We start from the raw sequence: 23,308 nt of genomic DNA, 5'->3' as shown, positions 1-23,308 counted from the left end.
CGTGATGATATCCCGACGTCGGCAGGAGTAGCGTCACGGCGGGAGGATACCGCCATGACGAGGCTTCTCCTGTCCCTGGCCGCCGCCATCGCGATCGCCGGACCCGCGGTCGCGCAGAGCCAGCATGAGACCGCGGCGCGCCGCGAATGCATGCAGGCGATGCGCCAACAGGGCGTGCGCGGCTTCGCGATGGAATACCCACGCTATGTCCGGACCAGCGACGGGGCCTCGCTGAACGGACAGATGGTGCAGGGGCCGGTGCGGATCGACTTCGCCTGTGCGCTGGACCGGCGCGCCACGGTTCTGGACCTGACGATGACGCGGCGACAGCCGAACTGATCAGCCGGCTTCCTCGCGCAACATCTCCAGTTCCAGCCAGCGCTCCTCGGCGGCGGCGAGCGCCGCCTGTGCCGTGCCCAGCGCCTCGGTCGCCCTGGCGAAGCCTGCCGGATCGCGCGTGTAGAAGGTGCTGTCGGCGACCTTCGCCTCCAGCGCCGCGATCTCCTTCCCCAGCGTCTCCATGCGCGCCGGCAGGGTCTTCAGCTCGTGCTGCTCCTTGGCGTTCATCCGCACGCGTTTCGGCGGGGGCGGTGCGATGCGCGGTGCTTCGGGTTTCGGCGCAGCGGCCGCCGGCTTCGCCTCGGCCTCCGCGACCCGGGCGCGCACCCCATGGCCGCGCTGGGCCACCATGTCGGTGTAGCCGCCCGCGTATTCCTGCCACCGCCCCTCGCCTTCCCAGGCGATCACGCTGGTGACGGTGCGGTCGAGGAAGTCGCGATCGTGGCTGACCAGGATCACCGTGCCCGCATACTCCGCGACGAGTTCCTGCAGCAGGTCGAGCGTTTCCAGATCGAGGTCGTTGGTCGGCTCGTCCAGCACCAGCAGGTTGGACGGCTTGGCGAAGGCCCGCGCCAGCATCAGCCGCCCGCGCTCCCCACCCGACAGCGCCGAGAGCGGCGTGCGCGCCTGTTCCGGCGTGAAGAGGAAGTCCTTCATGTAGCCGATGACGTGGCGCGGCTGCCCGTTCACATGCACCTGGTCGCCGCGCCCCTCGGTCAGCGCCGCCGACAGGCTGATGGAGGGATCGAGGCTCGCGCGGCGCTGGTCGAGCCCGACCATCTCCAGCCCGGTGCCGAGCCGCACCTCGCCCGTGTCGGGGGCCAGCACGCCGGTCAGCATGTTCAGCAGCGTCGTCTTGCCCGCGCCGTTCGGGCCGACGATGCCGATGCGGTCACCGCGGATGACGCGGGTGGAGACATCCCGCACGACGAAGCGCTCGCCATAGGCCTTGGAAATCGCATCGGCGGCGATGACGAGGTTGCCCGACCCGGCCGCCTCTGCCGCCGTCATGGTCACACGGCCCGGGGCCGTGACACGTTCCCGCCGGCGGCTGCGCAGCGCGTGCAGGTTTTCCAGCCGCCGCACATTGCGCTTGCGCCGCGCGGTCACGCCGTAGCGCAGCCAATGCTCTTCGCGGACGATCTTGCGGGCGAGCTTGTGGGCCTCGCGCTCCTCATCCTCCAGAACCTGGTCGCGCCATTCCTCGAAATGCGCGAAGCCGCGCTCGAGCCGCCGCGTGGTGCCGCGATCGAGCCAGACCATGGCGCGCGACAGGCGTTCGAGGAATCGCCGGTCATGGCTGATCAGCACCAGCGCGGAGTCGAGCGACGCCAACTCCCCTTCCAGCCATTCGATCGCCGGCAAGTCGAGGTGGTTGGTCGGCTCATCCAGCAGCAGGATGTCCGGCGACGGTGCCAAGGCGCGGGCAAGCGCGGCGCGGCGCGTCTCGCCGCCCGACAGCGCGGCGGGCTTTTCCGCCCCCGTCATGCCGAGCTGTTCCAGCAGGTAGCGCGCGCGGTACGGATCGTCCGACGGGCCAAGCCCCGCCTCGACATAGGCCATCACATCGGGGAAGGCCGACAGGTCCGGCTCCTGTTCCAGGTAGCGCATCGTCGCACCGGGCTGGACGAAGCGCGTGCCGGATTCGGCCTCGATGAGGCCGGCGGCGACCTTCAGCAGGGTGGACTTGCCCGAGCCGTTGCGACCGACCAGCGCCAGGCGTTCGCCGGGTGCGACGGAGAGTGAGGCGCCCTCCAGCAGGCGCGTCGAGCCGAAGCCGTGATGGATGTCGGTGAGAAGAAGAAGGGGGGGCGCCATGGGGCGTTACCTCGCTGGCGCGGCGATGCGGGTCAAGGTTGGAGGGGCGCCGCCCCTCCAAACCACCCCGCCAGGTGGTAAACAACCTGGACCGCCGGCTGTTGGTGTTGGGCACGACGCGCGCGCCGCGCGACCAAGTCCGCTCCGTGCGTGGCGGGCTGACCGCGGTACCGGGCGCCAGGCGTGTGCGAGGAAGGCGAAGGTTCTTCCTGCACGATGCCCGGACTTGAACCCAGGGCCGGCGCGCCTGCCTCAATCAAGACCGCCCACCCCGCCCAGCACCCCGTGACGGTTCCCAAAGGCCTCGGGCCTTGGGTGGGCGCGAAGCACTGCTTCCCGGTGTGGAGAGGGGCAAAGCCCCTCTCCACGGGCCCGCGTCACCCCGCGAAGGGATCCCGCATCATGATCGTGTCGTCGCGCTCCGGGCTGGTGGAGAGCAGCACGACCGGCGCCTCGACCAGTTCCTCGATCCGACGGATGTACTTCACCGCCTCGGCCGGGAGCTCGGCGTAGGACCGCGCGCCCCTGGTCGAATCCGACCAGCCCTGCATCGTCTCGTAGATCGGCTCCGCGGCCGCCTGGGCGCGGAAGGCTGCGGGCAGGCGCTTCATGACCTGGCCATTCACCTTGTAGCCGGTGCAGATCTTCAGCTCCGGCAGCCCGTCCAGCACGTCGAGCTTGGTCACCACCAGCCCATTGATGCCGCCCACCTTCACCGCCTGGCGAACCATGCAGGCATCGAACCAGCCGCAGCGGCGCGGGCGGCCGGTGACCGTGCCGAATTCGCGGCCGCGCTCGCCGAGCAGCTTGCCCGTATCGTCATGCAATTCGGAGGGGAACGGCCCGGACCCCACGCGCGTCGTATAGGCCTTGGCGATGCCGAGCACGAAGCCGATCGCATCCGGCCCGATCCCCGCCCCGCCCGCCGCGTTGCCCGCGACGGTGTTGGAGGAGGTCACGTAGGGATAGGTGCCGTGATCGACATCAAGCATCACGGCCTGCGCGCCCTCGAACAGCACGCGCTTGCCGTCGGCGCGCGCGGCATCCAGCAATTCCCAGGCCGGCTCGGCATAGGGCAGCAGCTTCGGCGCGAGGGCGAGCAGCCCGTCGAGCAGTTCCTTCTTCGGGAATTCCGGCGCGCCAAGGCCGCGCAGCAGCGAATTGTGGTGCAGCAGCAGCTCGTCGAGCTTGGCCGACAGCGTCTCGGGCTCAGCGAGGTCGCAGAGGCGGATGGAGCGGCGGCCGACCTTGTCCTCATAGGCCGGGCCGATGCCGCGGCCGGTGGTGCCGATCTTGTCCTCGCCGCGCGCGGCCTCGCGCGCACGGTCCAGCGCGGGGTGCACCGGCAGGATCAGCGGCACGTTCTCCGCGATGCGCAGATTCTCCGGCCCGACCTTGAGGCCCTGGGCGGTGACCTTCTCGATCTCCGACAGCAGCGCATTCGGATCGAGCACCACACCATTGCCGATGACGCCGAGCTTGCCGCGCACCACGCCGGAGGGCAGCAGCGACAGCTTGTAGGTCTGGTTGCCCACGACCAGCGTGTGGCCGGCGTTGTGACCGCCCTGGAAACGCACGACGATATCGGCGCGGCTGGCGAGCCAGTCCACCACCTTGCCCTTGCCCTCGTCGCCCCATTGGGCGCCGATCACGGCGACATTGGCCATGGGTTCAGTCCTTCACCAGGATCGGGACGGGTCTTCCGTCCTTCAGTTCGTGAGTGCAGCGCAGGCGCTGCGGCGTGTCCTCGGGGGCCAGGGCCGCGACGGTCGCGAAGCCCTGGGCGCGGAAGGCTGCGCCATCGGCGCCGGCCGGCAGGAACAGGCGCGGGCGGGGCTCGGCCGCCGGCGCGGCGCGCAGCACCGCATCGGGGTAGAGCGACATGCCCGTCGCCGGTTCGTCATTCTGTGAGACGTAACGCCCGCCGCGGGCGAGCTCCCCCGACATCCCCGGCCCATAGAGGGTGAAGGCGACGCCCGTGTGATAGCGAAAGCCGCGGAACTCGACCGGATCGAGCGTGATGCGCAGCCCCGGCGCGCGGGTGGCAATGGCAGCGAGCACGGCCGCGGCGTTCTCGGCGATGGCGCGGGCGGCCGGCGGCAGGGCCGCGGCCTCCAGCGCGGCGAGCGCGCCCTCGGCCGGGCCGGTCGCGGCCATCAGCGCCGGCAGGCAGGCCAGGGTGCCGTCCTGGCCCTGCACCAGCTCGGCCACCGCGGCGCTGTCCTTGCGGTCCAACGCCCGGGCCAGTCGGGACCGCAGCGCCGGCTCCAGTCCCGCCGCCTCAAGCAGCGCGGGGACCATGGTGGGCAGGGTGACGTCCAGGCTGACGGGAGTGACGCCGATGGCGGCCAGTGCCTCGACCGCGACCACTGCGACTTCGGCATCCGCCGCCGGCGCGGCGCCGCCGATCAGTTCCACGCCGGCTTGGGGAAGCTGGCGCGACGGGGCGAGCTGCGTCCCGCGCACCCGCAGCACCTGGCCGGCATAGCAGAGCCGGAGCGGCCGCGCCTGCCCACCCAGCCGCGTCGCCGCGATGCGTGCGACCTGCGGCGTGGTGTCGGCCCGGAGCCCCATCATGCGCTGGCTGACCGGGTCCATCAGACGGAAGGTCTGCTCGGCCACCGCCGCGCCGGACCCGGCGAGCAGGCTGTCCTCGAATTCCAGCAGCGGGGGTTTCACCCGCTCATACCCATGGGCGGCGAAGACTCCCATCATCGCCTCGACCAGCGCGGCCTCGCGCTCGGCCTCGGGGGGGAGCAGATCGGCAAGGCCCGCGGGCAGCAGGGCGAGGTTCGGCGGATCGTCGGTCATGGCCGGCCGAGGGTGTGGCAGGGCGCCGGGCGCCGGGCAACCCCCGGGGTGCGCAAGGCCGTCCCGCGCCTCGATTCCGCCATGGCGGCGCCGACGGATTGCCACGCCCGCGGGACAAAAGAACGCGATCGGCTTCATCAGTCGTCAACCAATCCCGCCTCAGGATCGCTGTCACGCCAAGTCCAGGCGGAGAGAAACATCATGTCCCAAGCCCGAATTACCGCCCTGCCGGAGCGCAGGTCGCCCCGAGACGAAGTCCTCTCACATGATGACAACCCGGCGCGCGCCTTCGCCAATGGCGTGATGCTGGCCCTGCCGCTGTGGGCGCTGATCGGCGCCATCGTCTGGGCGCTGATCTGACGCCCCTGCCGCGCCTGCCGGAAGCGGAGCGCCCCGGCTCTTCTCGGAACGTGGCCCGCTCGGGCATGCTCCGCCCCGCCAGGTAACACGGAGGGCGGCATGCAACGCAGATTCATCTTGGGGCTGGGCATTCTGACAGGACTTGCCGCCTGCGCGCCGTCGCTGCCGCCTGACTTCAGCTATGGCGGGGCCGGCTTCCAGATCAACAATGTCCGCCTGAACCTTGCCTATGCCGAGCGTAACTTCGGCAACATGGCGCTCTATCGCGGCAAGCCGGCCGAGGCCGCGGCCGCTCTCGCGCAGTTCGAGGCCGCCGTGGCGGGCATGCGCGACCCGGCAACCACCATCGCCCTGCCCATGCGCTACGGCAACATGATCGCTGCCGCGGTGCGAGAAGAGCGCGCGGCGATCGGCGTACCGCTCGATGTGCTGCCCGGCACGGTCGCGGCGGCGCTGGCCAATGCGGTGGGCCCGCTGCAGAGCGGCAACCAGGCCGCCATCACCGCCGCGCTGTCGAACCCGATCTTCACCCTGGGGCCGCAGGAGACCTATCAGCGCCTGTCCAACCTGCCGCGGCTGTGGACGGTGGAATCCGTCGCACCGGAGCTGACCCTCGCGGCGGGCAGCGAGTCGGGCGTCGTGTTGCGCTGAAGGGCGGGAAGCAAATTGGGGAGGGACAAAGCCCCTCCCCGTCACGCCATCCGTTCAAAACGCGAGCTGCGTCGCCTGCATCACCAGCGGCAGCTTGCGCACGCCGGCCAGCACGCCATCCGGCATCGGCCCGTCGAGCCCGACCAGGCAGATCGCATCGCCCCCCGGTGCCGCGCGGCCGAGATGGAAGGTCGCGATGTTCACCCCCGCATCGGCCAGCGCCATGCCGAAGCGACCGATGAAACCCGGCTTGTCCTGGTTGGTCACGTAGAGCATGTGCGGCGCGAAATCCGCCTCCACGGCTATGCCCTTGATGGCGACCAGGCGCGGCTTGTTCTCGGCGACGAGGGTGCCGGCGATGGACCGCTCGAAGCGGTCCGTCACCACCGTCAGGCGGATCAGCGTCTGGTACTCGCCGCTGCGCTCCACGGTGGTCTCGGCGACCTCGATACCGCGCTGCTTCGCGAGCACCGGGGCGTTGACCATGTTCACCGCGCCCATGAGCGGGGTGAGCACCCCGGCCAGCGCCGCGGCCGTCAGCGGGCGCAGGTTCAGCTCCGCCACCGCGCCTTCGTATTCGACGCGGATCGCGGCGATGGCACCGTCCTGCGCGGCGGTGAGCTGCCCCGCCATGCCGCCAAGCAGCCTCGCGAGCTCCATGTAGGGCTTGAGGCGCGGGGCTTCCTCGGCGGTGACGGAGGGCATGTTGATGGCGTTGGACACCGCGCCGGTCAGCAGGAAGTCGGCCATCTGGTCGGCCACCTGCAACGCCACGTTCTCCTGCGCCTCGGCCGTCGCGGCACCCAGATGCGGGGTGCAGACGACGTTCTCCAGCGCAAACAGCGGGCTGCTCGTCGCAGGCTCCGTCTCGAAGACATCGAGCGCGGCACCGGCGAGATGACCCGACTTCAGCGCGTCATACAGCGCGGCCTCATCCACCAGCCCGCCGCGGGCGCAGTTGATCAGCCGTGCGCCCTTCTTCATCCGCGCGATGGCCTCGCGCGAGATGATGTTGCGCGTCTGCTCGGTCAGCGGCGTGTGCAGGGTGATGATATCGGCGCGGGCGATCAGGTCGTCGAGCTCGACCTTCTCAACGCCGATCTCGATGGCGCGCTTCTCGGACAGGAAGGGGTCGAAGGCGATGACCCGCATCTTCAGCCCCAGCGCGCGGTCGGCGACGATGGACCCGATATTCCCGCAGCCCACCAGACCGAGCGTCTTGCCGAACAGTTCGACGCCCATGAAGCGGTTCTTCTCCCACTTGCCGGCCTTGGTCGATGCGCTGGCCTCGGGGATCTGGCGGGCCAGCGCGAACATCATGGCGATGGCGTGCTCGGCGGTGGTGATGGCGTTGCCGAAGGGGGTGTTCATCACCACCACGCCGCGCGCGGTGGCCGATGTCACATCGACATTGTCGACGCCGATGCCGGCGCGGCCGACGACCTTGAGGTTCGGTGCCGCATCCAGCAATTCGCGCGTCACCTTGGTCGCCGAGCGGATGGCGAGACCATCATAGGCGCCGATGATCTCGCGCAGTTCCGCGGGCTTGAGGCCCGGCTTGAAATCCACCTCGAGGCCGCGATCGGCGAAGATCTGGACAGCCGCGGGCGACAGCTTGTCGGAAATCAGGACCTTCGGCATCGGTCAGGCCACCACGATCTCGGCTTCCACCGTGGCGAGCGCCCAGTCCAGCCAGGGCAGCAGCGCCTCGATGTCAGCGGTCTCGACCGTCGCGCCGCCCCAGATGCGCAGGCCCGGGGGCGCGTCGCGATAGGCGCCGGCGTCGAGGGCGACACCTTCCTTCTCCAGCAACGAGGCGATCTTCTTCGCCGCCGCCGCCTGGGCCTCGGCACCCATGACGATGAACCAGGGCGCCGTGATCTTCAGGCAGATCGAGGTGCAGGACCGCGTCGCCGGATCCTCGGCAAGGAAGTCATAGCCCGGCTTGGTCGCGACCCAGCGCGCGATGGCGGCGAGGTTCGCCTCCGACCGCGCGATCAGAGCCTTGAGGCCGCCAATGGATTCGGCCCATTTCAGGCCGTCGATCGCGTCCTCCACGCAGAGCATGGACGGCGTGTTGATGGTCTCGCCCTTGAAGATGCCCTCATTGATCTTCCCGGCCTTGGTCATGCGGAAGATCTTGGGCAGCGGGCGATCGGGGCTGAAGGATTCCAGCCGCGCGACCGCGCGGGGCGACAGGGCGAGCATGCCATGCGCCGCTTCCCCGCCCAGCACCTTCTGCCAGGACCAGGTGACGACATCGAGCTTGTCCCACGGCAAGTCCATCGCGAAGGCGGCCGAGGTCGCGTCGCAGATGGCGAGCCCCTGGCGATCCGCGCTGATGAAATCCGCGTTCGGCAGCCGCACGCCGGAAGTCGTGCCGTTCCACACGAAGACCGCGTCGCGGGCGGAATCGACCTGCGTCACATCCGGCAGCGCGCCATAGGGCGCCTCGATCAGCCGGGCATCCTTCAGCTTGAGCTGCTTCGCGATGTCGGTCGCCCATTCCTTCGAGAAGGATTCCCACACCAGAACATCGACGCCGCGCGCGCCGAGCACCGACCAGAGCACCATCTCGACGGCGCCGGTGTCCGATGCCGGCACGATGCCGAGCCGCCAGTCGGCCGGCATGCCGAGCACGGCCCTGGACCGGTCGATCACCTCGGCGAGGCGCGCCTTCGGTTCCTTCGCGCGATGGCTGCGGCCGAGCAGCGCGCCTTCCAGCGCAGCCAGCGTCCAGCCGGGACGCTTCGCACAGGGACCAGACGAGAATGCGGGGCTCGCCGGACGGAGTCCGGGCTTGGGGGTGGCGTTTGCCATGATGCAGCTCCCTTCCAGAAGCGGATGCGCCCCGGTGGGGGGGCGTGGCCCGCTGTCCGAATACGCCTGTGCGGGGTGCGCGGCAACTGCGTCGGGGTCATGCCCGTTATAGCGGCATGTCGCGCCCGCAGGCCTCCATTCTGATCCTTCTCGGCCTGGTCCTGGCGCTCTTCGTCTTCGTCCCGGAAGTGCCGCTGCTCGGCTTCGCCGGCTTGCTCCTGGCGGCCGCGCTCAGCCTGCCGGCGGGAGTGCTGATGCGCTGGACTGGCCTGCCGCGTGGGGTCGCGGTCCTGATCGTGCTGCTGGCCCTGGTGGGGCTGGCCGTGGCCGCCGGCGCGCTGGCCGCGGGGCCCCTCGCCGCCCAGGCCCACCAATTGGCCGAGGACCTTCCGCGCAGCTTCGAAACGCTGCGCGACCGGGTCAGCGACAGCGATTGGGGCAGTTGGATCTCCGAACGCCTGCGCGTGCCCGAAGGCGGGGCGAGCCAGGGCATGAGCTTCCTGGCGAACGCCACCAACACGACCCTGGGCTGGATCGGCAACGCGGTCGTGGTCCTGCTGGTCGGCGTCTATCTCGCGCTACGTCCCGAGGTCTACGTCGCCGGGCTGCGCGCGTTGTTGCATCCCGCGCTCGACTCGGCAGCGGCCGAGACGCTGGAGGAATGCAGCATCGTGCTGCGGGGCTGGCTGGCGGGCCAGGGCTTCGCGATGGTCGTGTCCGGCAGCCTGATCTTCGCGGGGCTGACCACGCTCGGCATTCCGCTCGCTGGTGTGCTGGCCGTGCTGGCGGCGTTGCTGAACTTCATCCCGAATATCGGTCCAGTCATCGCCGCCACGCCGGCCGTGTTGCTGGCCGCGACCATCTCGCCCTGGATGCCGCTCTGGGTGGCGCTGGTCTTCTTCACGGCGCAATTCATCGAGGGCAACATCCTGACCCCCATGGTGCAGGCGCGCATGGCCGATCTGCCACCAGCGGCGCTGCTGCTCGCACAGGTGCTGATGGCGGGCGCCTTCGGGCTGCTCGGCGTGGCGCTGGCGGCGCCGCTCGCCGCGGTGGTGTCCGTCCTCGTCCGCCACATCTATGCCGAAGGCTGGCTGGGACGCCCCGACGCCAACGGTCGGATCAGACCCGAAGGCTGATGGCGAGGCTGGTGATGGTGGAGAGGGGGTCGCCGCTGCTGGCGCTGGACGCGCTCGCCGCCGCCTCATTCGCCGCGTTGATCAGGTAGCGCTCGGCCAGCTTGCGCACCTGCCTGGGGTCCTGCAGCGAGTCCAGCTTGAGCCGCGAGGTCACGGCGCGACCCTGCGCCTCGACGGATTGGACGGCGATCGCGTCCGGCAGGCCGAGTGCGGTGGTCACGACCTCCCGCAGCGCCGTATTGCCGAGGATCGAATAGACATCCTTGGCGTTCGCGGCGTTCTCCAGGAAGTAGAGCGCGTTCGACAGCCCGGCCTGGCCTTCGTCGAGGCCGCTGCGATACTGGTACTTCACATAGGCGTTGGTGAGGGTCGTGACGAGCTTGTCGTCCTTCAGCCCCGCCAGCCCGGTCTTATAGACCCCGAGGGTCTTCGCCGCATTCTGCCAGGTGCTGCCGAGCTGCGAGGCCAACGACTTGGGGTCGTTTGGGTCGGACAGCAGCGCCTTGCGCAGCAGCGCCGTGTTGCCGACCTGGTCGGCGAGCCCAAGCGCCGGGGCCACGACCTTCAGGATGCGCGGATCGGACAGCGCCTGTTCGATCGTCCCGGCCTTGTCGAGCGCCGTGCGGAACTGCGCGAGCGCGCTGATGGTGACGGGATCCTTCTGCTCCCGCGCGATCCCCTTCGCCTCGGCGCCATCGGCCGTGGCGCGCCGGAGCGCCGGGATCGCCTCCGCCGCCGAGCCGGACGCCGTGCCCGAGGACGACACGCCGAACAGCGCCTGGACCTGCGACAGCGTGATGTTCATGCCGCATCGTGGCATGCGGCCGGTAAGCGAGGCGTTAACCCGGAATGCGCGTCGGATCGACCGTGACGCCGTGGTCGAGCGGCCCATGCCCCGCGCCATAGCCCGGCGCGGCTGCGATCGCTGCACGCACGTAAGCCCGGGCGCGCTGCACCGCATCGCGCAGGGACATGCCCTGCGCCAGGCCCGCCGCGATGGCGCTGGCCAGCGTGCAACCCGTCCCGTGGGTGTGGCGCGTGTCGATGCGCGGGGCGACGAATTCCTCCGCGCCATCGGCCGTGACCAACAGGTCCGTCACCTCGTTGCCTTCGAGATGGCCCCCCTTCAGCAGCACCGCCGGCACACCGAGGCCGCGCAGCGCCGCCGCCGCCTCCCGCATCGCCGGCACGTCGCGGATCGGACGGCCGGTCAGCACCTCGGCCTCGGGCAGGTTCGGGGTGATGACGGTGGCGAGCGGCAGCAGCCGCGCCTTCAGCGTCTCCACCGCATCCGGCGCCAGCAGCGGATGCCCGCCCTTGGCGACCATCACCGGGTCGGCCACGAGGGGAATGCCCTTGGCGCGCGCGGCAATCTCCTCGCAGACCGCCTCGATCACCGGCACGTCGTGCAGCATGCCGGTCTTGAGCGCATCGGCGCCAAGATCGTCCAGCACCACCGCGATCTGCTGGCGGATGAAGTCGATCGGCACGCCGGCGACGCCATGCACGCCAAGCGTGTTCTGCGCGGTCAGCGCCGTGATCGCCGTCATGGCGAAGCCGCCCAGCGCCGTCACCGCCTTGATGTCAGCCTGGATGCCGGCGCCGCCACCGGAGTCACTGCCGGCGATGATGAGGACCCGACCCTTCATGGCGCGTCATGGAGGGGTTGCTTCCCGCTCCAAACCTCTCCCGGCAAAGGCCGAAGCGCCTTCCCGATGACCGCGATGCTTGCGCTGCCGTAGTTGGAGGGGCGCTGCCCAACCAAACCACCCCACCACCGGTGTTCCATTGACGTTGCTCCGCAACGCCAATGGGTGCCCCTGGTGCTTGGAGCACTTGGAACACGAGCTCCTGGCGCCGGGCACGAAGTCCGCACCATCCCCGCCAAGCGCGCTTCGTGCGCAAAGGCGGGTCTCGGCACCGTTCCTGACAACGGGGCCCGGCGCCAGGTGACTGTTTCCAAAGGCTTCGGCCCTTTGGCGGGGTGAGGTCCGGAGAAGGGCAGAGCCCCTCTCTGCGCGCCCTTCGCCGCCATCACGCCGCCCGCGCCTTGGCCCGGATCGCCTCCGCCAGCCGCGAGACCGTCGCTTCCACCAATGCCTCGTCCTCGGCCTCGGCCATCACGCGGATCACGGGTTCGGTGCCGCTCGCGCGGATCAGCACGCGGCCGCGGGTGCCGAGGGCCTCGGACTCCGCCGCGATCGCCGCCTTCACCCCCGCATCGTTCAGTGGGGACGCCCCACCATAGCGCACATTCACCAGGCGCTGGGGCAGCGGCTCGAAGCAGCGCAGGACCTCGCTGGCGGGACGGTTCTCCTCGACCAGCACGTCGAGCACCTGCAACGCCGCGATCAGCCCGTCCCCGGTCGTGCCGAAATCCGGCATGATCATGTGGCCGGACTGCTCGCCGCCCAGGTTGCAGCCGGTCTCGCGCATGCGTTCGCCGACATAGCGATCGCCAACGGCGGTGCGCTGGAGTTTCAGACCGCGGTCGGCGAGGAACCGCTCCAGCCCCATGTTGGACATCACCGTCGCGACCACGGCGCCGCCGCGGAGCTGGTCCCGCGCATGCCAGGACCGCGCGATCAGGGCGAGGATCTGGTCGCCATCGACCACCTGGCCGCGCTCATCGACCAGCACGACGCGATCGGCGTCGCCATCCAGCGCGATGCCGAGATCGGCGCGGCGTTCCTGCACCAGCGCAGCGAGCGCCGCCGGCGCGGTCGAACCGACGCCCTTGTTGATGTTGAATCCGTCCGGCGCCACGCCGACGGACACAACCTCGGCACCCAGTTCCCACAGGACCGTGGGCGCGACCTTGTAGGCGGCGCCATGGGCGCAATCGACCACGATGCGCAGCCCTTCCAGCGTATGGCCGCGGGGGAAGGACGATTTCGCGGCCTCGATATATCGCCCCGGCGCGTCCTCGAGCCGGCTGGCGCGGCCGAGGCGGCTCGGCGCCACCAGGGCTGCGGTCAGGTCGCCGGACATCAGTGTCTCGATGGCGGCTTCCTGCTCATCGGTCAGCTTCAGCCCGTCCGGGCCGAACAGCTTGATGCCGTTATCCTCATAGGGATTGTGGGACGCGCTGATCATTACGCCGAGATCGGCACGGAGCGACCGCGTGAGCAGGGCGATGGCGGGCGTCGGCAGCGGCCCGACCAGCACCACGTCCATCCCGGCGCCCACGAAACCCGCGGTCAGCGCCGGTTCCAGCATGTAGCCGGACAGGCGCGTATCCTTGCCGATGACGACGCGGTGCCGATGGTCGCCGCGGTTGAAGTACCGACCGGCGGCCTGGCCGAGGCGCAGGGCCGTGGCGGCGTCCATCGGCGCGCAATTGGCCGTGCCGCGGATGCCGTCGGTGCCGAACAGGCGGCGGGGGGGCGGTGAGTCCTTGGGCATGCTGGGATCCTCGTCCCCGTTTCCCTAGCGGGCGCAGCCCGCCGCGTCCATGCGCAGGTGCAACCGAGGGCTTTCCCGCGGCGTTTCCCTGGCTGAGGAGAAGGAAGGTTAGGCCCATGTGGATGGTTGCTGCCCTCGCCTTCATGCCCCTGGCGGCGGTGATCTTCGGGACGCTGGCGATCCTGGTGCTGATGTTCCCGGACCTGACGCGCAACGTCGATATCGGTGCGGGCCTGCTCTACGGCGCTGCCGTGCTGAGCATCGTCGTGGCGCTGCCCCTGTCGTGGCTGGCTGCACGGCGCATGACCACGCGGCGTGACCGGCGCATGCTGCACCGCTGAGGAGCGTGCCATGGGTTTGGCGTCGCGGGCGCCCCGTGCTCTCTTGCGCGCAACGCAAGGGAGACGATCGTTCATGCCCACTCCGCCGACCGAACAGGTGCCCGCCATCCATCACCGCCGCGTTGGCGACATCACCATGACGGTGGTGAGCGACGGCTTTCTCGACGGGTCCATGGCCGTGCTGCAGAACATCAGCGTCGAGGATTCCTCGGCCATGCTGCGCGCGGTCTTCCGGCCGGTGCCGCGGCGGACCTCGCTGAACTGCTTCCTGATTCATGGACCGGGCGGCCGCGTCGCGCTGATCGACACCGGCGCCGGGACGCATATGCAGAAATCCTCAGGGCAATTGCCGCGCAACCTCGCCGCGACCGGCATCCTGCCCGGCGAGATCGACACGATCCTGATGACCCACCTGCATCCGGACCATTCCAACGGCCTCGCCACCGCCGAGGACACGGCCGCCTTCCCGAATGCCGAGTTGGTCATGCACGCCGCAGAGCATGCCTACTGGACCAGCGCGGAGGCCGAAGCGGAGGTCATGCGCACCGGCCAGGGCGTGCCGACCGGCGGCGCCTATTTCCCCATGGCGAAGCGCCAGATGGCCCCCTATGCCGACCGCCTGCGCTTCTTCGAAGACGGCGTCGAGGTCTTCCCGGGCGTGACCGCCGTCCATCTGCCGGGCCACACGCCGGGGCATTGCGGCTACCTGATCGCCTCGGGTGGTGAGTCCCTGCTGATCTGGGGCGACGTGATCCACCTGCCGGAAGTGCAGGTGCCGCGCCCTGAAGTCACCATCGCCTTCGACGTGGACCCGGCCCAGGCAGCGGCGACACGCCGGCGCGTCTTCGACATGGTGGCGACCGAGAAGACGCACATCGCCGGCAACCACGTCCATTTCCCGGCCACTGCCCATCTGGCGCGCGAGGGCGACAGTTACCGGCTGTTCCCCGACGCCTGGAACCAGGTGCTGTAGGCGCCTATTCCGGCGCGCGGCCGACCGCGCAGGCACGCCAGACGGCCAGCGCCTGCGCGGTTTCCGCGACATCGTGCACACGCAGGACCGAGGCGCCGCGCGCCGCCCCCGCAAGCGCCGCGGCGACGCTGCCCTGCACGCGGGCCCCGGCCTCCTCGACGCCGGACAGCGTGCCGATGAATCGTTTGCGTGACGCCCCCAGCACCACGCGACAGCCGAGGGCCGCGATCAGCGGCAGCCGGTCGATCAGGGCCAGGTTGTGGTCGACCGTCTTGCCGAAACCGATGCCAGGATCGACCGCGATGCGCCCCCGCGCGATGCCCAGCGCCTCGCAGGTCGCGATGCGGTCGCGCAGGAAGCCCGCGACCTGCACGGCAACGTCGTCATACTCCGCCAGGGCCTGCATCGTCGCCGGATCATCGCCGGGCATATGCATCAGGATGACCGGCACGTCCGATCGCGCGACGAGGGTCATTGCCTCCGGATCATGACGCAGGGCGGAGATGTCGTTGATGACCTCCGCCCCCGCATCCAGCGCCGCGCGCATCGTCGCCGCGTTGCGCGTGTCGATGCTGACCGGGGCAGCCTTCGCCAGTTCCCGCACCACTGGCAGGATGCGGGCGGTCTCCTCTTCCGCCGTCACGGCGGCGGAGCCTGGGCGGGTCGACTCTCCGCCGACATCGAGCATATGCGCCCCGGCCTCAAGCATCGCATGTCCGGCCGCGATGGCAGCCTTCGCATCGAAATGCCGCCCGCCATCCGAGAAGCTGTCCGGCGTGACGTTGACGATGCCCATGATGAGCGGACCATCCGCCGCCAGGCCCGCGAAGGGCGCGGGGCGCTGGGCGAGCGCGTGCATCGCCTCCTGCCAATCCTCCGGCACCTCGCGGATGGGGCCGACGCCGAGGTCCTCGCCATCCTCGATCAGGCGGACGAAGGCGAAGGCGATATCGCCGCCCTGCAGCGGCAGGGCGAAGCCTTCACGCAAGGCATGGAAGGCGACAGGGCCGGTGATGAGGCCCAGGGGTTCGACGAAGCGGCCGAGGATCATGGGCGCGCTTTGCCCCAAGATGGGAAAGTTTGCACGGGGGATTCTGGGACAGGTGCCGTCCATGTGGGCGGCAGGAATGGGGCGGCAGTGGAGCCGGACAGGGGCTTCACCCCATTTCGAACCTTGGCGGCGGTGCAGCCGGGCCCACGAACGGCCGAGAGGCCCTTGCAGACTTCGATCTTGTGTTGGACCGAGCAGACCATCCGCGGCAACGACGGCTGCCGCGCGCGCGAAAGCTGGGCTTGCTGCGGGGCAACGAGCCCTCCGCGAGCTTCGAGATCTCGGCGTCGCAACCGTGCCCGGCGCCAAGTTCCGGCGGTCCAGGGTGCACGGCACCCGGGGGGCCCCATCGGCCTTGCAAGACAACGCCTATGGGGAAGCCCGGCGCGGGTAAGGTCTGGAGAGGGGCGGCGCCCCTCTCCAATCACTACAGCCTCAGGTCGCCGGCGCCGGCCCCGGGTTCAGCCCCGGCGGCCGCGGCGTCGTGGCGCGCCCGGCGGAGGGCACGCTGCCGCGCCCGATATTCACCGGCTCGTCCGGACGATTGCGCACCACCGGCTCGCCGCGGATCACCGAGCGAATCTCGTCGCCCGACAGCGTCTCGTGCTCCAGCAGGCCCTTCGCCAGCAGATGGAGCTCGTCCATGTGCTCGGACAGGATGTGCTTCGCGCGGGCGTAGGCGGTGTCGATGATCGAGCGGATCTCGCCGTCGATCTTCTGCGCCGTGGCCTCCGACAGGTTCTTCTGCTGGGTCACGGAATGGCCCAGGAAGACCTCCTGGCTGTTGTCGCCATAGGCGATCATGCCGATGACGTCGGACATGCCCCATTCGGTGACCATCATGCGGGCCTGGTTGGTGGCCATCTTGATGTCGCCCGAGGCGCCGTTGCTCACCTTGTCCGGTCCGAAGATGAGTTCCTCGGCGACGCGACCGCCCATCGCCATGGCGAGTTCCGCCTTCAGCTTGGACTTGTGCTTGGAGTAGCGGTCGCCTTCCGGCAGCGACATCACCAGGCCCAGCGCACGGCCGCGCGGGATGATGGTCGCCTTGTGGACCGGGTCGCATTCGGGCTCATGCATCGCGACCAGGGCGTGGCCGGCCTCGTGATAGGCGGTCATGCGCTTCTCGGCGTCCGACATGACCAGCGAGCGGCGCTCGCTGCCCATCAGCACCTTGTCCTTGGCCTGCTCGAATTCATGCATGCCGACCGTACGACGGCCCGTGCGTGCGGCGAGCAGCGCCGCCTCGTTCACGAGATTGGCGAGGTCCGCACCGGAGAAGCCCGGCGTGCCGCGCGCGATCACCTTCGGATCTACGTCGGAAGCCAGCGGCACCTTGCGCATGTGCACGCGCAGGATCTTCTCGCGCCCCATCACGTCGGGGTTCGGCACCACCACCTGGCGGTCGAAGCGGCCCGGCCGCAGCAGCGCGGGATCCAGCACGTCCGGGCGGTTGGTCGCGGCGATGATGATGACGCCTTCGTTGGATTCGAAGCCGTCCATCTCCACCAGCATCTGGTTCAGCGTCTGCTCGCGCTCATCATTGCCGCCGCCCAGGCCCGCGCCGCGATGGCGGCCGACCGCGTCGATCTCGTCGATGAAGATGATGCAGGGGGCGTTCTTCTTGCCCTGTTCGAACATGTCGCGCACGCGGGATGCGCCGACGCCGACGAACATCTCGACGAAGTCGGAACCGGAGATGGTGAAGAACGGCACATTCGCCTCGCCGGCGACGGACCGCGCCAGCAGCGTCTTGCCGGTGCCCGGCGGGCCGACCAGCAGCACGCCCTTGGGGATCTTGCCGCCGAGGCGCTGGAACTTCTGCGGGTCGCGCAGGAAGTCCACGATCTCCTCAAGCTCGGACTTGGCTTCCTCGATGCCCGCCACGTCGTCGAAGGTGACGCGGCCCTGCTTCTCGGTCAGCAGCTTCGCCTTGGACTTGCCGAAGCCCATGGCGCGACCGCCGCCGCCCTGCATCTGGCGCATGAAGAAGATCCAGACGCCGATCAGCAGCAGCATCGGGAACCAGGACATCAGGTAGTGGAGCAGCGGGTTGACGTCGCTCTCCTCGGGCCGCGCGACGACGCGGATGTTCTTCTCCGTCAGGCGGGAGACGAGCTGCTGGTCATCCGGCGTGTAGGTCTGGAAGGTCCGCCCGTCCGTCAGCGTGCCCGACAGCGTCCGCCCCTGGATCGTGACGTCCCGAACATGGCCGGCATTCACGTCGTTGAGGAAGTCGGAATAGGCGACCTGCGTCACCCCCGCCCTTCCGGTGCCCGAGGGCTGGAACAGATTGAACAACGCCACGAGCAACAGGGCAACGATCACCCAGAGCGCGAGATTCCGGCCGAAATTGTTCACGTGCGCTTATCCGTCTCCGTGCCGGATGGGTCGCCCGCCCGGCCTTCGCCATGGAACATAGGGTCGGGTTGCCGTCCCTTGAATGGCTGACCCGAAAACTCGCTGCCCGCGCCCCCGGTAAGGATCGGCGCAAAGGCGACCGCAAAGGGCGCGCAGGCTTCAGATGAAGGATAGTCCATCCCAGGCAGCGCGGCCAGCATGCCATTTGGGTCGCGGATCGCCGGCATGGCCTGGAGCACCGCGGATGGCAAGGGAACGTGATCGCGCAGCCGCGCGGCATCGCGGCCCAGCGCGCCGATGCTCCAGCCCGGCCGGCCCGGACCCAGCAGCCGGAAGCGGGCATCCCAGACTATGCCGGGCCGGGCCTCGACCGGAGCCGCGACCGCACCGGGATCGCGCGCCAGCAGCCAGGTTCCGCCGCCAGCGGGCCGCAGCCAGGCGCCAGCCAGGGTGCCGCCGCCGGCGGCCAGCAGGGCGGCGGCCCGATCGCGCGCCGGGAGGAAGCCCGCGCCCCCGATCAGCGCCGTCAGCCAGGCGACGACGCTGACCGCGACGCCATCCCGCCCCAACGCCGCCGGGTCCAGGCGAGCGAAGCCCTCCGGGCGGATCTCGGCGGCCTGGGCGAGCCGTTCGGCCAGCGCCGCCGCTGCCCTCGCCCGCCGCATCGCGAAGGCCGTGGCCGCGCTGCTCAGCGCCGCCACGGCGGCGCCCGTGCCCGCCGGATCGGCCAGCGCCTCGCGCAGCCGGATGCGGGCGAAGCGCGGATCGCGGTTGCTCGGGTCGCGCACCGGGTCCAGCCCCGCCGCGGCCACCACCGCTTCCAGCGCCGCCGGCGGCACGGCGAGCAAGGGCCGAAGGATCAGCGCCGCGCCGGCATCACGCACCGGCGCCATGGCCGCCAAGCCCTCGGCGCCACTGCCGCGCAGGGCGCGGAACAGCAGGGTCTCCGCCTGATCGCCGCGATGATGGCCGAGCAACAGCCAAGGCCGGCCGTCCTGGTTCGCCGCGGCCGTCAGCGCCGACAGCCGCGCTCCGCGCGCCCGTTCCTGCATGCCGGACCCGACCGCCAGCCCCAGCCGCAATACCCGTGCCGCGATCCCCTGCCCCGCCAGCATCTGCGCGACATGCAGGGCCTCCGCAGCGCTTTCGGCACGCAGCCCGTGATCGGCCACGAGCCCCAGGGCATCGCCACCACGCCGCCGCGCCCAGCGATGCGACAGCAGGGCCAGTGCCAGGCTGTGCGAGCCGCCCGACACACCGACCGCCAGGCGCGGATGCGGGCCGAAAGGGCCGAGCGGCGCCATCAGCGCGGCGAAATCGGCCTCGGAAAGCGTCAGGCTATCCCCATGGGCGGGCCGCGATGGGAGACGTGCCCAGCCTGACCCGCCGGAAGAATGGGAGGGGCCTTGCGGCGTGCGCGCGAAGAATGCGGCGCTGGCGGATCGGAGAAGGGCTCTGTCCTCCCCCGAACTCCCACCCGCCAAAGGCCACAGGGCCTTTGGAAACCGTTACCTGGCGTCGGGTGCCACGGCCAGAATGGCGCCGAGACCCGTTCTTGCGCACGAAAGGCGCTTGGAAGATTCCAGCACGACTAACGGGCCCGGCACCAAGACCCGACGGTCCAGGCCATGCCATGGCCTGGCGGGGAGAGCCCGAGACGGGCAGAGCCCCTCTCGGTTCCGGCCTCACCGGCACTGCGCCCGCCGCCGGCTCTCATCCACCCGTCGCGACAGGGCGGCCGACATCTGCGTGTATTCGGACCGGAGCTGGTCGAGCGTATCGCAGGCCTCGCGCCGCGCCCCGAAGCCCTGGAAGGAATTGGCGAGCCCGAGCAACGCCTCCGGCGCCCGCCCCGACCGCCGATTGGCGTTGTAGGCGTCGTTGAAGGCGAGCGCCGCGTTCTGGAACTGCCGCTTGCCGAGCAGCGCCTCGCCGAGCAGCAAATTGGCGTCCTGCGCCCGCGGCCCGGGCCGGCCCTGGAGCACCTCGCGCGCCGCGGCCTCGGCCGTCGCATAATCCTGCCGGCCGAGCGCCGTCTGCCCTTCCGCGATCGCCCGTTCTGCGGTGCGCGGGCCGGGGCTAGCGGCTGCTGCGGTTGGCTGCTGGGGGGCCGGAGCGGGTGCCGCCGCCGGCCCCTGCGGAGGGCGGGGGGCGGCCGCACGACCACTCCCTCCTTCCAGTTGCTGCAGGCGGAAATCCATGTCGCCGCGCAGCTTCTCGACATCCTCGGTCAGGCGCCGGTTGTCGTTCTGCGCGACGTCGAGCTGGCCGCGGAGCTGGCGCACCTGCTCCTCCAGGTCGCCGACGCGGGCGAGAAGCTGCTGCAACAGGTCCTGCGGCGCCGCCGCGCCGCCGCGCGACGGGGCCGGCGCGACGTAGCCGCCTCCGCCGCCGCCGCGGCGCATCGCGTCCAGGTCGCGGCGCAGTTCCAGGATCTGGTTCTGCAGGGCGATCCCTTCCCGACTGTCCATCTGCGCGCTCGCTGGCAGCGGGGCCATCAGCGGCAGGACGGCGAAAGCGGCAAGGAGCGGAAGGCGAAAGGCCATGGCGTGTGGCAGCGGGCCCGGCACGGTGCCGGGCCCCTTCCCTTCTTACTGGACGACGGTGGTGGCGTTGCGGTTCTGGGCCCAGGCGGACTCATCCGAACCAAGCGCCGTCGGGCGGTCCTTGCCGAAGGAGATCGTCGTGATGCGCGCGCCGTTGACGCCCGAGGCAACCAGCACATCGCGCGCCGCATTGGCGCGGCGCTGGCCCAGGGCCAGGTTGTATTCGCGCGTGCCGCGTTCGTCGGTGTTGCCCTGAACCTGGACGCGGACATCGGGGTAGCGGCCCATCCACTCGGCCTGGCGCTGCAGCACCGGGCGCTGGTCGGCGCGGACCTGGGAGCTGTCGAAGTCGAAGAAGACGCGGTCGCCAACATTGGCGACCAGGTCTTCCTGGCTGCCCGGCCGGATAGTGTTGCCGGCCCCGGTCTGGGCCGCGTTCTGATCGGTGTTCGAGCAGGCGGCGAGGAGGGCAAGGGCCGCAACGGCGCCGAGCAGGCGGGTTGTCATCTGGGGGGTCTCCAAGCGGGAGGGTTCAGCAACACAAGGGGGGTAAGCACCCGTCGCCCGCGCGGTCAAGCACGATGCGACGGGAAATTGCCGCGGCGCAGCACACGTTTCAGGATAGCAGGGGCGACCAGGCGGGGTCGGAGGCATCGGTCGGCGTCGGCACCGGCCGTTCGTTGAAACCGGCAATGTCGATCGAGACGATGCGCGACGAGTAGCCCCCGCCCCGGGAATCCGTCGCCCGGCTCTCGCGGAAGAACATGAGGACGCGGCCATTCGGCGCGAAGGTCGGGCCTTCCATGGCCCAGCCCTCGGACAGGATGCGCTCACCCGAGCCGTCGGGGCGCATCACGCCGATCGCGAAGCCGCCACGGCCCATGCGCGTGAAGGCGATGAGGTCGCCGCGCGGTGACCAGACCGGCGTCGCATAGCGGCCATTCCCGAACGAGATGCGCCGGATGTTCCCGCCGCCTGCGTCCATGACATAGAGCTGCTGGTCGCCGCCGCGATCGGAATTGAAGACGATCTGCGATCCGTCGGGCGAGAAGCAGGGCGAGACGTCGAGCCCGCCGCCCGAGGTGAGCTGCCGCTCACCGCCGCCGAGGTTGACGATGAAGATGTTGGCATCGCCGCCGCGCGTCGCGGACATCACCACCGAGCGCCCGTCCGGCGAGAAACGCGGCGACAGCGTCATGCCCGGGAAGTTGCCCAGCACCTGCTGCCGGCCGGAACCGATGTCGAACAGGACCACCCGCGGCTGGCCGCGATCCTGGTAGGACATGAAGGCGATGCGCTCGGCCGAGGGATGGAAGCGCGGCGTCAGTGCGGCGAAGCGGCCATCGGTAAGCATCCGATGGTTCTCGCCATCCTGGTCCATGATGGCGAGGCGCCGGACACGCCGGTCACGCGGGCCGGTCTCGGCGACATAGACGACGCGGGTGTCGAAATAGCCCTTCTCACCGAGCAGCCGTTCGTAGATCACGTCGGAGATCAGGTGCGCGATGCGCCGCCAATTCGCCGCCGGGGCGGTGAAGGCGGTGCCCTGGAGCTGCTGCTCGGGCAGCACGTCCCAAAGTCGGAACTCGACGCGGAGCTGACCGCCCTGGTCGATGACACGCCCGGTCACCAGCGCCTGGGCGCCGATCACGCGCCAGTCCTGGAAGCGCGGCGTCTGGGCGGCGCTTTCCGGCGTCTGGATGAAGGCCTGGCGATCGACCGGACGGAACAGGCCGCAATTGCGCAGGTTATTCTGGATGACGCGGGCGATGTCCCGCCCGCGGCTGTCGCCGGCGAGGTCCGGGATCGCGATCGGAATCGGATCGGTCCGCGCGCGGGTGATGTCGATGACCGCGCCCTGCGGCTGCTGGGCGAGGGCGGGCAGCGGTGTCGCGACGATGCCCGGCGCGACCAGACCGGCGCCGGCGCCGATCAGCACGCGGCGGCGGGTGAAGGCGAAGGAAGCGTTCATCGAACGAGGCCCCTGGGATTGAAGCGGAAGATCGATGCCATGACCGTCGAGTACTTGCTGGGCGGGATAGGCAGAGGGTTGCACTGTGGCGACATGAGGGCGCGACGCGCCGATTCATAGACCGAGCGCGCACGTGGGTCGGAGGGCGGCGAGGAAGCGGGCACGACATTGCGAACGACGCCCTGGGCGTCGAGTTGCACGCGCAGCTCCACCACGATGCTCTCGATCCCGAGCATGCCGCTGTCGACGTTCCAGCATTCCGAGATGCGTTCGGCGAGGCCGCGGATCTCGCCCTGGGTCAGGGCGGCGGTGCCGGTCGGGCTGCCCCCTCCCTGCTGCGGACGGCCGGACGGGTTGGGCCGCGCCGTGGGCGCACGGTCCTGCTGCTGGGTGGTGCGCAGGCGTTCCAGCGTGTTCAGCACCGACTGGCTGCGTTCCTGCGGCCGCGCCACCGGCGGCGTCTGCCCCGTGCCCGCCTGCTGGGACGGTTCGGGCGGCGGCGGCACCGGGGCGGGCGGCAGCGGCAGCGGATCGGGCCGCGGCGTCTGCTGCGCCTGCTGGGGCTGCGGCGGGGTCGGGGTCGGCGGCGTCGGCCGTTCCGTCACCCGCGGCGTGGGGATCGCGTCCGGGGAGGGCGCGGGCGGCGGCGTCGGCGGCGTGGGCTGGGCCTGCTGCGGCGAAGGCGGCGTCGGCGCGGTGGCCGGTGCCGGCGGCGGCGGGG

General features: G+C 70.4%; 21 protein-coding genes. 6 read left to right on the top strand and 15 right to left on the bottom strand.

Translation table 11 applies throughout. The annotated features are described in order from the left end of the window. Positions 1-54: 54 nt before the first annotated feature. The gene (locus KPL78_RS00105) at positions 55-339 is read left to right on the top strand and encodes a hypothetical protein (protein ID WP_219760613.1); all 285 of its coding nucleotides are present in this window, start codon (positions 55-57) and stop codon (positions 337-339) included. Here the strand turns inward: KPL78_RS00105 and KPL78_RS00100 are convergent, their stop codons facing one another. The 3 genes from KPL78_RS00100 to KPL78_RS00090 form a co-directional block, all read right to left on the bottom strand. After that, positions 340-2,157: an ABC-F family ATP-binding cassette domain-containing protein gene (locus tag KPL78_RS00100; RefSeq protein WP_219760612.1), complete on the bottom strand. Its 1,818-nt coding sequence runs from the start codon at positions 2,155-2,157 to the stop codon at positions 340-342. 377 nt (positions 2,158-2,534) lie between these two features. Further along, positions 2,535-3,824 (bottom strand): adenylosuccinate synthase, encoded by a 1,290-nt coding sequence (locus KPL78_RS00095; RefSeq protein ID WP_219760611.1) that lies wholly within the window; start codon positions 3,822-3,824, stop codon positions 2,535-2,537. A gap of 4 nt (positions 3,825-3,828) precedes the next feature. Continuing rightward, complete coding sequence (locus KPL78_RS00090) at positions 3,829-4,968, bottom strand: ATP phosphoribosyltransferase regulatory subunit (RefSeq protein ID WP_219760610.1); 1,140 nt, start codon at positions 4,966-4,968, stop codon at positions 3,829-3,831. Positions 4,969-5,169: 201 nt separating this feature from the next. On the opposite strand from KPL78_RS00090, the gene KPL78_RS00085 reads away from it, so the two are divergent. After that, positions 5,170-5,328 (top strand): hypothetical protein, encoded by a 159-nt coding sequence (locus KPL78_RS00085; RefSeq protein WP_219760609.1) that lies wholly within the window; start codon positions 5,170-5,172, stop codon positions 5,326-5,328. A 99-nt stretch (positions 5,329-5,427) separates the two neighbouring features. Continuing rightward, positions 5,428-5,979, top strand: coding sequence for a hypothetical protein (locus tag KPL78_RS00080; protein WP_219760608.1), 552 nt, complete (start codon positions 5,428-5,430; stop codon positions 5,977-5,979). Between the two features lie 54 nt (positions 5,980-6,033). Here the strand turns inward: KPL78_RS00080 and serA are convergent, their stop codons facing one another. Next, complete coding sequence (gene serA, locus KPL78_RS00075) at positions 6,034-7,620, bottom strand: phosphoglycerate dehydrogenase (RefSeq protein WP_219760607.1); 1,587 nt, start codon at positions 7,618-7,620, stop codon at positions 6,034-6,036. A gap of 3 nt (positions 7,621-7,623) precedes the next feature. Beyond that, on the bottom strand, positions 7,624-8,799 hold the full coding sequence (locus KPL78_RS00070) for a phosphoserine transaminase (RefSeq protein ID WP_219760606.1): 1,176 nt from the start codon (positions 8,797-8,799) through the stop codon (positions 7,624-7,626). A 116-nt stretch (positions 8,800-8,915) separates the two neighbouring features. On the opposite strand from KPL78_RS00070, the gene KPL78_RS00065 reads away from it, so the two are divergent. Next, the gene (locus KPL78_RS00065) at positions 8,916-9,938 is read left to right on the top strand and encodes an AI-2E family transporter (RefSeq protein ID WP_219760605.1); all 1,023 of its coding nucleotides are present in this window, start codon (positions 8,916-8,918) and stop codon (positions 9,936-9,938) included. On the opposite strand, the gene KPL78_RS00060 is transcribed toward KPL78_RS00065, so the two are convergent. From KPL78_RS00060 to glmM, 3 genes are all read right to left on the bottom strand, one after another. Beyond that, a complete protein-coding gene (locus tag KPL78_RS00060) occupies positions 9,922-10,743 on the bottom strand; it encodes a DUF1217 domain-containing protein (RefSeq protein WP_219760604.1) in 822 nt (273 codons plus the stop codon). The two genes, KPL78_RS00065 and KPL78_RS00060, sit on opposite strands and share 17 nt — an antisense overlap. Before the next feature lie 34 nt (positions 10,744-10,777). Continuing rightward, the gene (gene thiD, locus KPL78_RS00055; protein WP_219760603.1) at positions 10,778-11,587 is read right to left on the bottom strand and encodes a bifunctional hydroxymethylpyrimidine kinase/phosphomethylpyrimidine kinase; all 810 of its coding nucleotides are present in this window, start codon (positions 11,585-11,587) and stop codon (positions 10,778-10,780) included. 385 nt (positions 11,588-11,972) lie between these two features. Continuing rightward, positions 11,973-13,343 carry a phosphoglucosamine mutase gene (gene glmM / locus KPL78_RS00050; protein ID WP_219760602.1) on the bottom strand — a complete coding sequence of 457 codons (1,371 nt, stop codon included), beginning with the start codon at positions 13,341-13,343 and terminating at the stop codon, positions 11,973-11,975. 116 nt (positions 13,344-13,459) lie between these two features. Between glmM and KPL78_RS00045 the strand changes: the two genes are divergently transcribed. Next, positions 13,460-13,684 (top strand): hypothetical protein, encoded by a 225-nt coding sequence (locus KPL78_RS00045; RefSeq protein ID WP_219760601.1) that lies wholly within the window; start codon positions 13,460-13,462, stop codon positions 13,682-13,684. A 73-nt stretch (positions 13,685-13,757) separates the two neighbouring features. Further along, a complete protein-coding gene (locus tag KPL78_RS00040; RefSeq protein WP_219760600.1) occupies positions 13,758-14,657 on the top strand; it encodes an MBL fold metallo-hydrolase in 900 nt (299 codons plus the stop codon). 4 nt (positions 14,658-14,661) lie between these two features. Here KPL78_RS00040 and folP read toward each other — a convergent pair whose 3' ends face one another. The 7 genes from folP to KPL78_RS00005 form a co-directional block, all read right to left on the bottom strand. Then, positions 14,662-15,708, bottom strand: a complete 1,047-nt coding sequence (gene folP / locus KPL78_RS00035; RefSeq protein ID WP_255568473.1) for a dihydropteroate synthase — start codon at positions 15,706-15,708, stop codon at positions 14,662-14,664. A 435-nt stretch (positions 15,709-16,143) separates the two neighbouring features. After that, positions 16,144-18,069: an ATP-dependent zinc metalloprotease FtsH gene (gene ftsH / locus KPL78_RS00030; RefSeq protein ID WP_219760599.1), complete on the bottom strand. Its 1,926-nt coding sequence runs from the start codon at positions 18,067-18,069 to the stop codon at positions 16,144-16,146. Continuing rightward, positions 18,066-19,373, bottom strand: coding sequence for a tRNA lysidine(34) synthetase TilS (tilS, locus tag KPL78_RS00025; protein WP_219760598.1), 1,308 nt, complete (start codon positions 19,371-19,373; stop codon positions 18,066-18,068). Before tilS ends, ftsH begins: the two co-directional genes overlap by 4 nt. Positions 19,374-19,754: 381 nt before the next feature. Beyond that, complete coding sequence (locus KPL78_RS00020; protein ID WP_255568472.1) at positions 19,755-20,615, bottom strand: tol-pal system YbgF family protein; 861 nt, start codon at positions 20,613-20,615, stop codon at positions 19,755-19,757. A gap of 45 nt (positions 20,616-20,660) precedes the next feature. Beyond that, positions 20,661-21,122, bottom strand: a complete 462-nt coding sequence (pal, locus tag KPL78_RS00015) for a peptidoglycan-associated lipoprotein Pal (RefSeq protein ID WP_219760597.1) — start codon at positions 21,120-21,122, stop codon at positions 20,661-20,663. A 109-nt stretch (positions 21,123-21,231) separates the two neighbouring features. Further along, positions 21,232-22,587, bottom strand: coding sequence for a Tol-Pal system beta propeller repeat protein TolB (gene tolB, locus KPL78_RS00010; protein ID WP_219760596.1), 1,356 nt, complete (start codon positions 22,585-22,587; stop codon positions 21,232-21,234). Next, positions 22,584-23,308: hypothetical protein (locus KPL78_RS00005; protein ID WP_219760595.1), on the bottom strand; the 725-nt coding region annotated here is incomplete at its 5' end. The genes tolB and KPL78_RS00005, both read right to left, overlap by 4 nt.

It is taken from the genome of Roseomonas alba, from assembly GCF_019430885.1.
Lineage (GTDB): Bacteria > Pseudomonadota > Alphaproteobacteria > Acetobacterales > Acetobacteraceae > Neoroseomonas > Neoroseomonas alba.
Note: the sequence above shows the minus strand (reverse complement) of the source record. Positions and strands in the feature narration are given on the sequence as shown.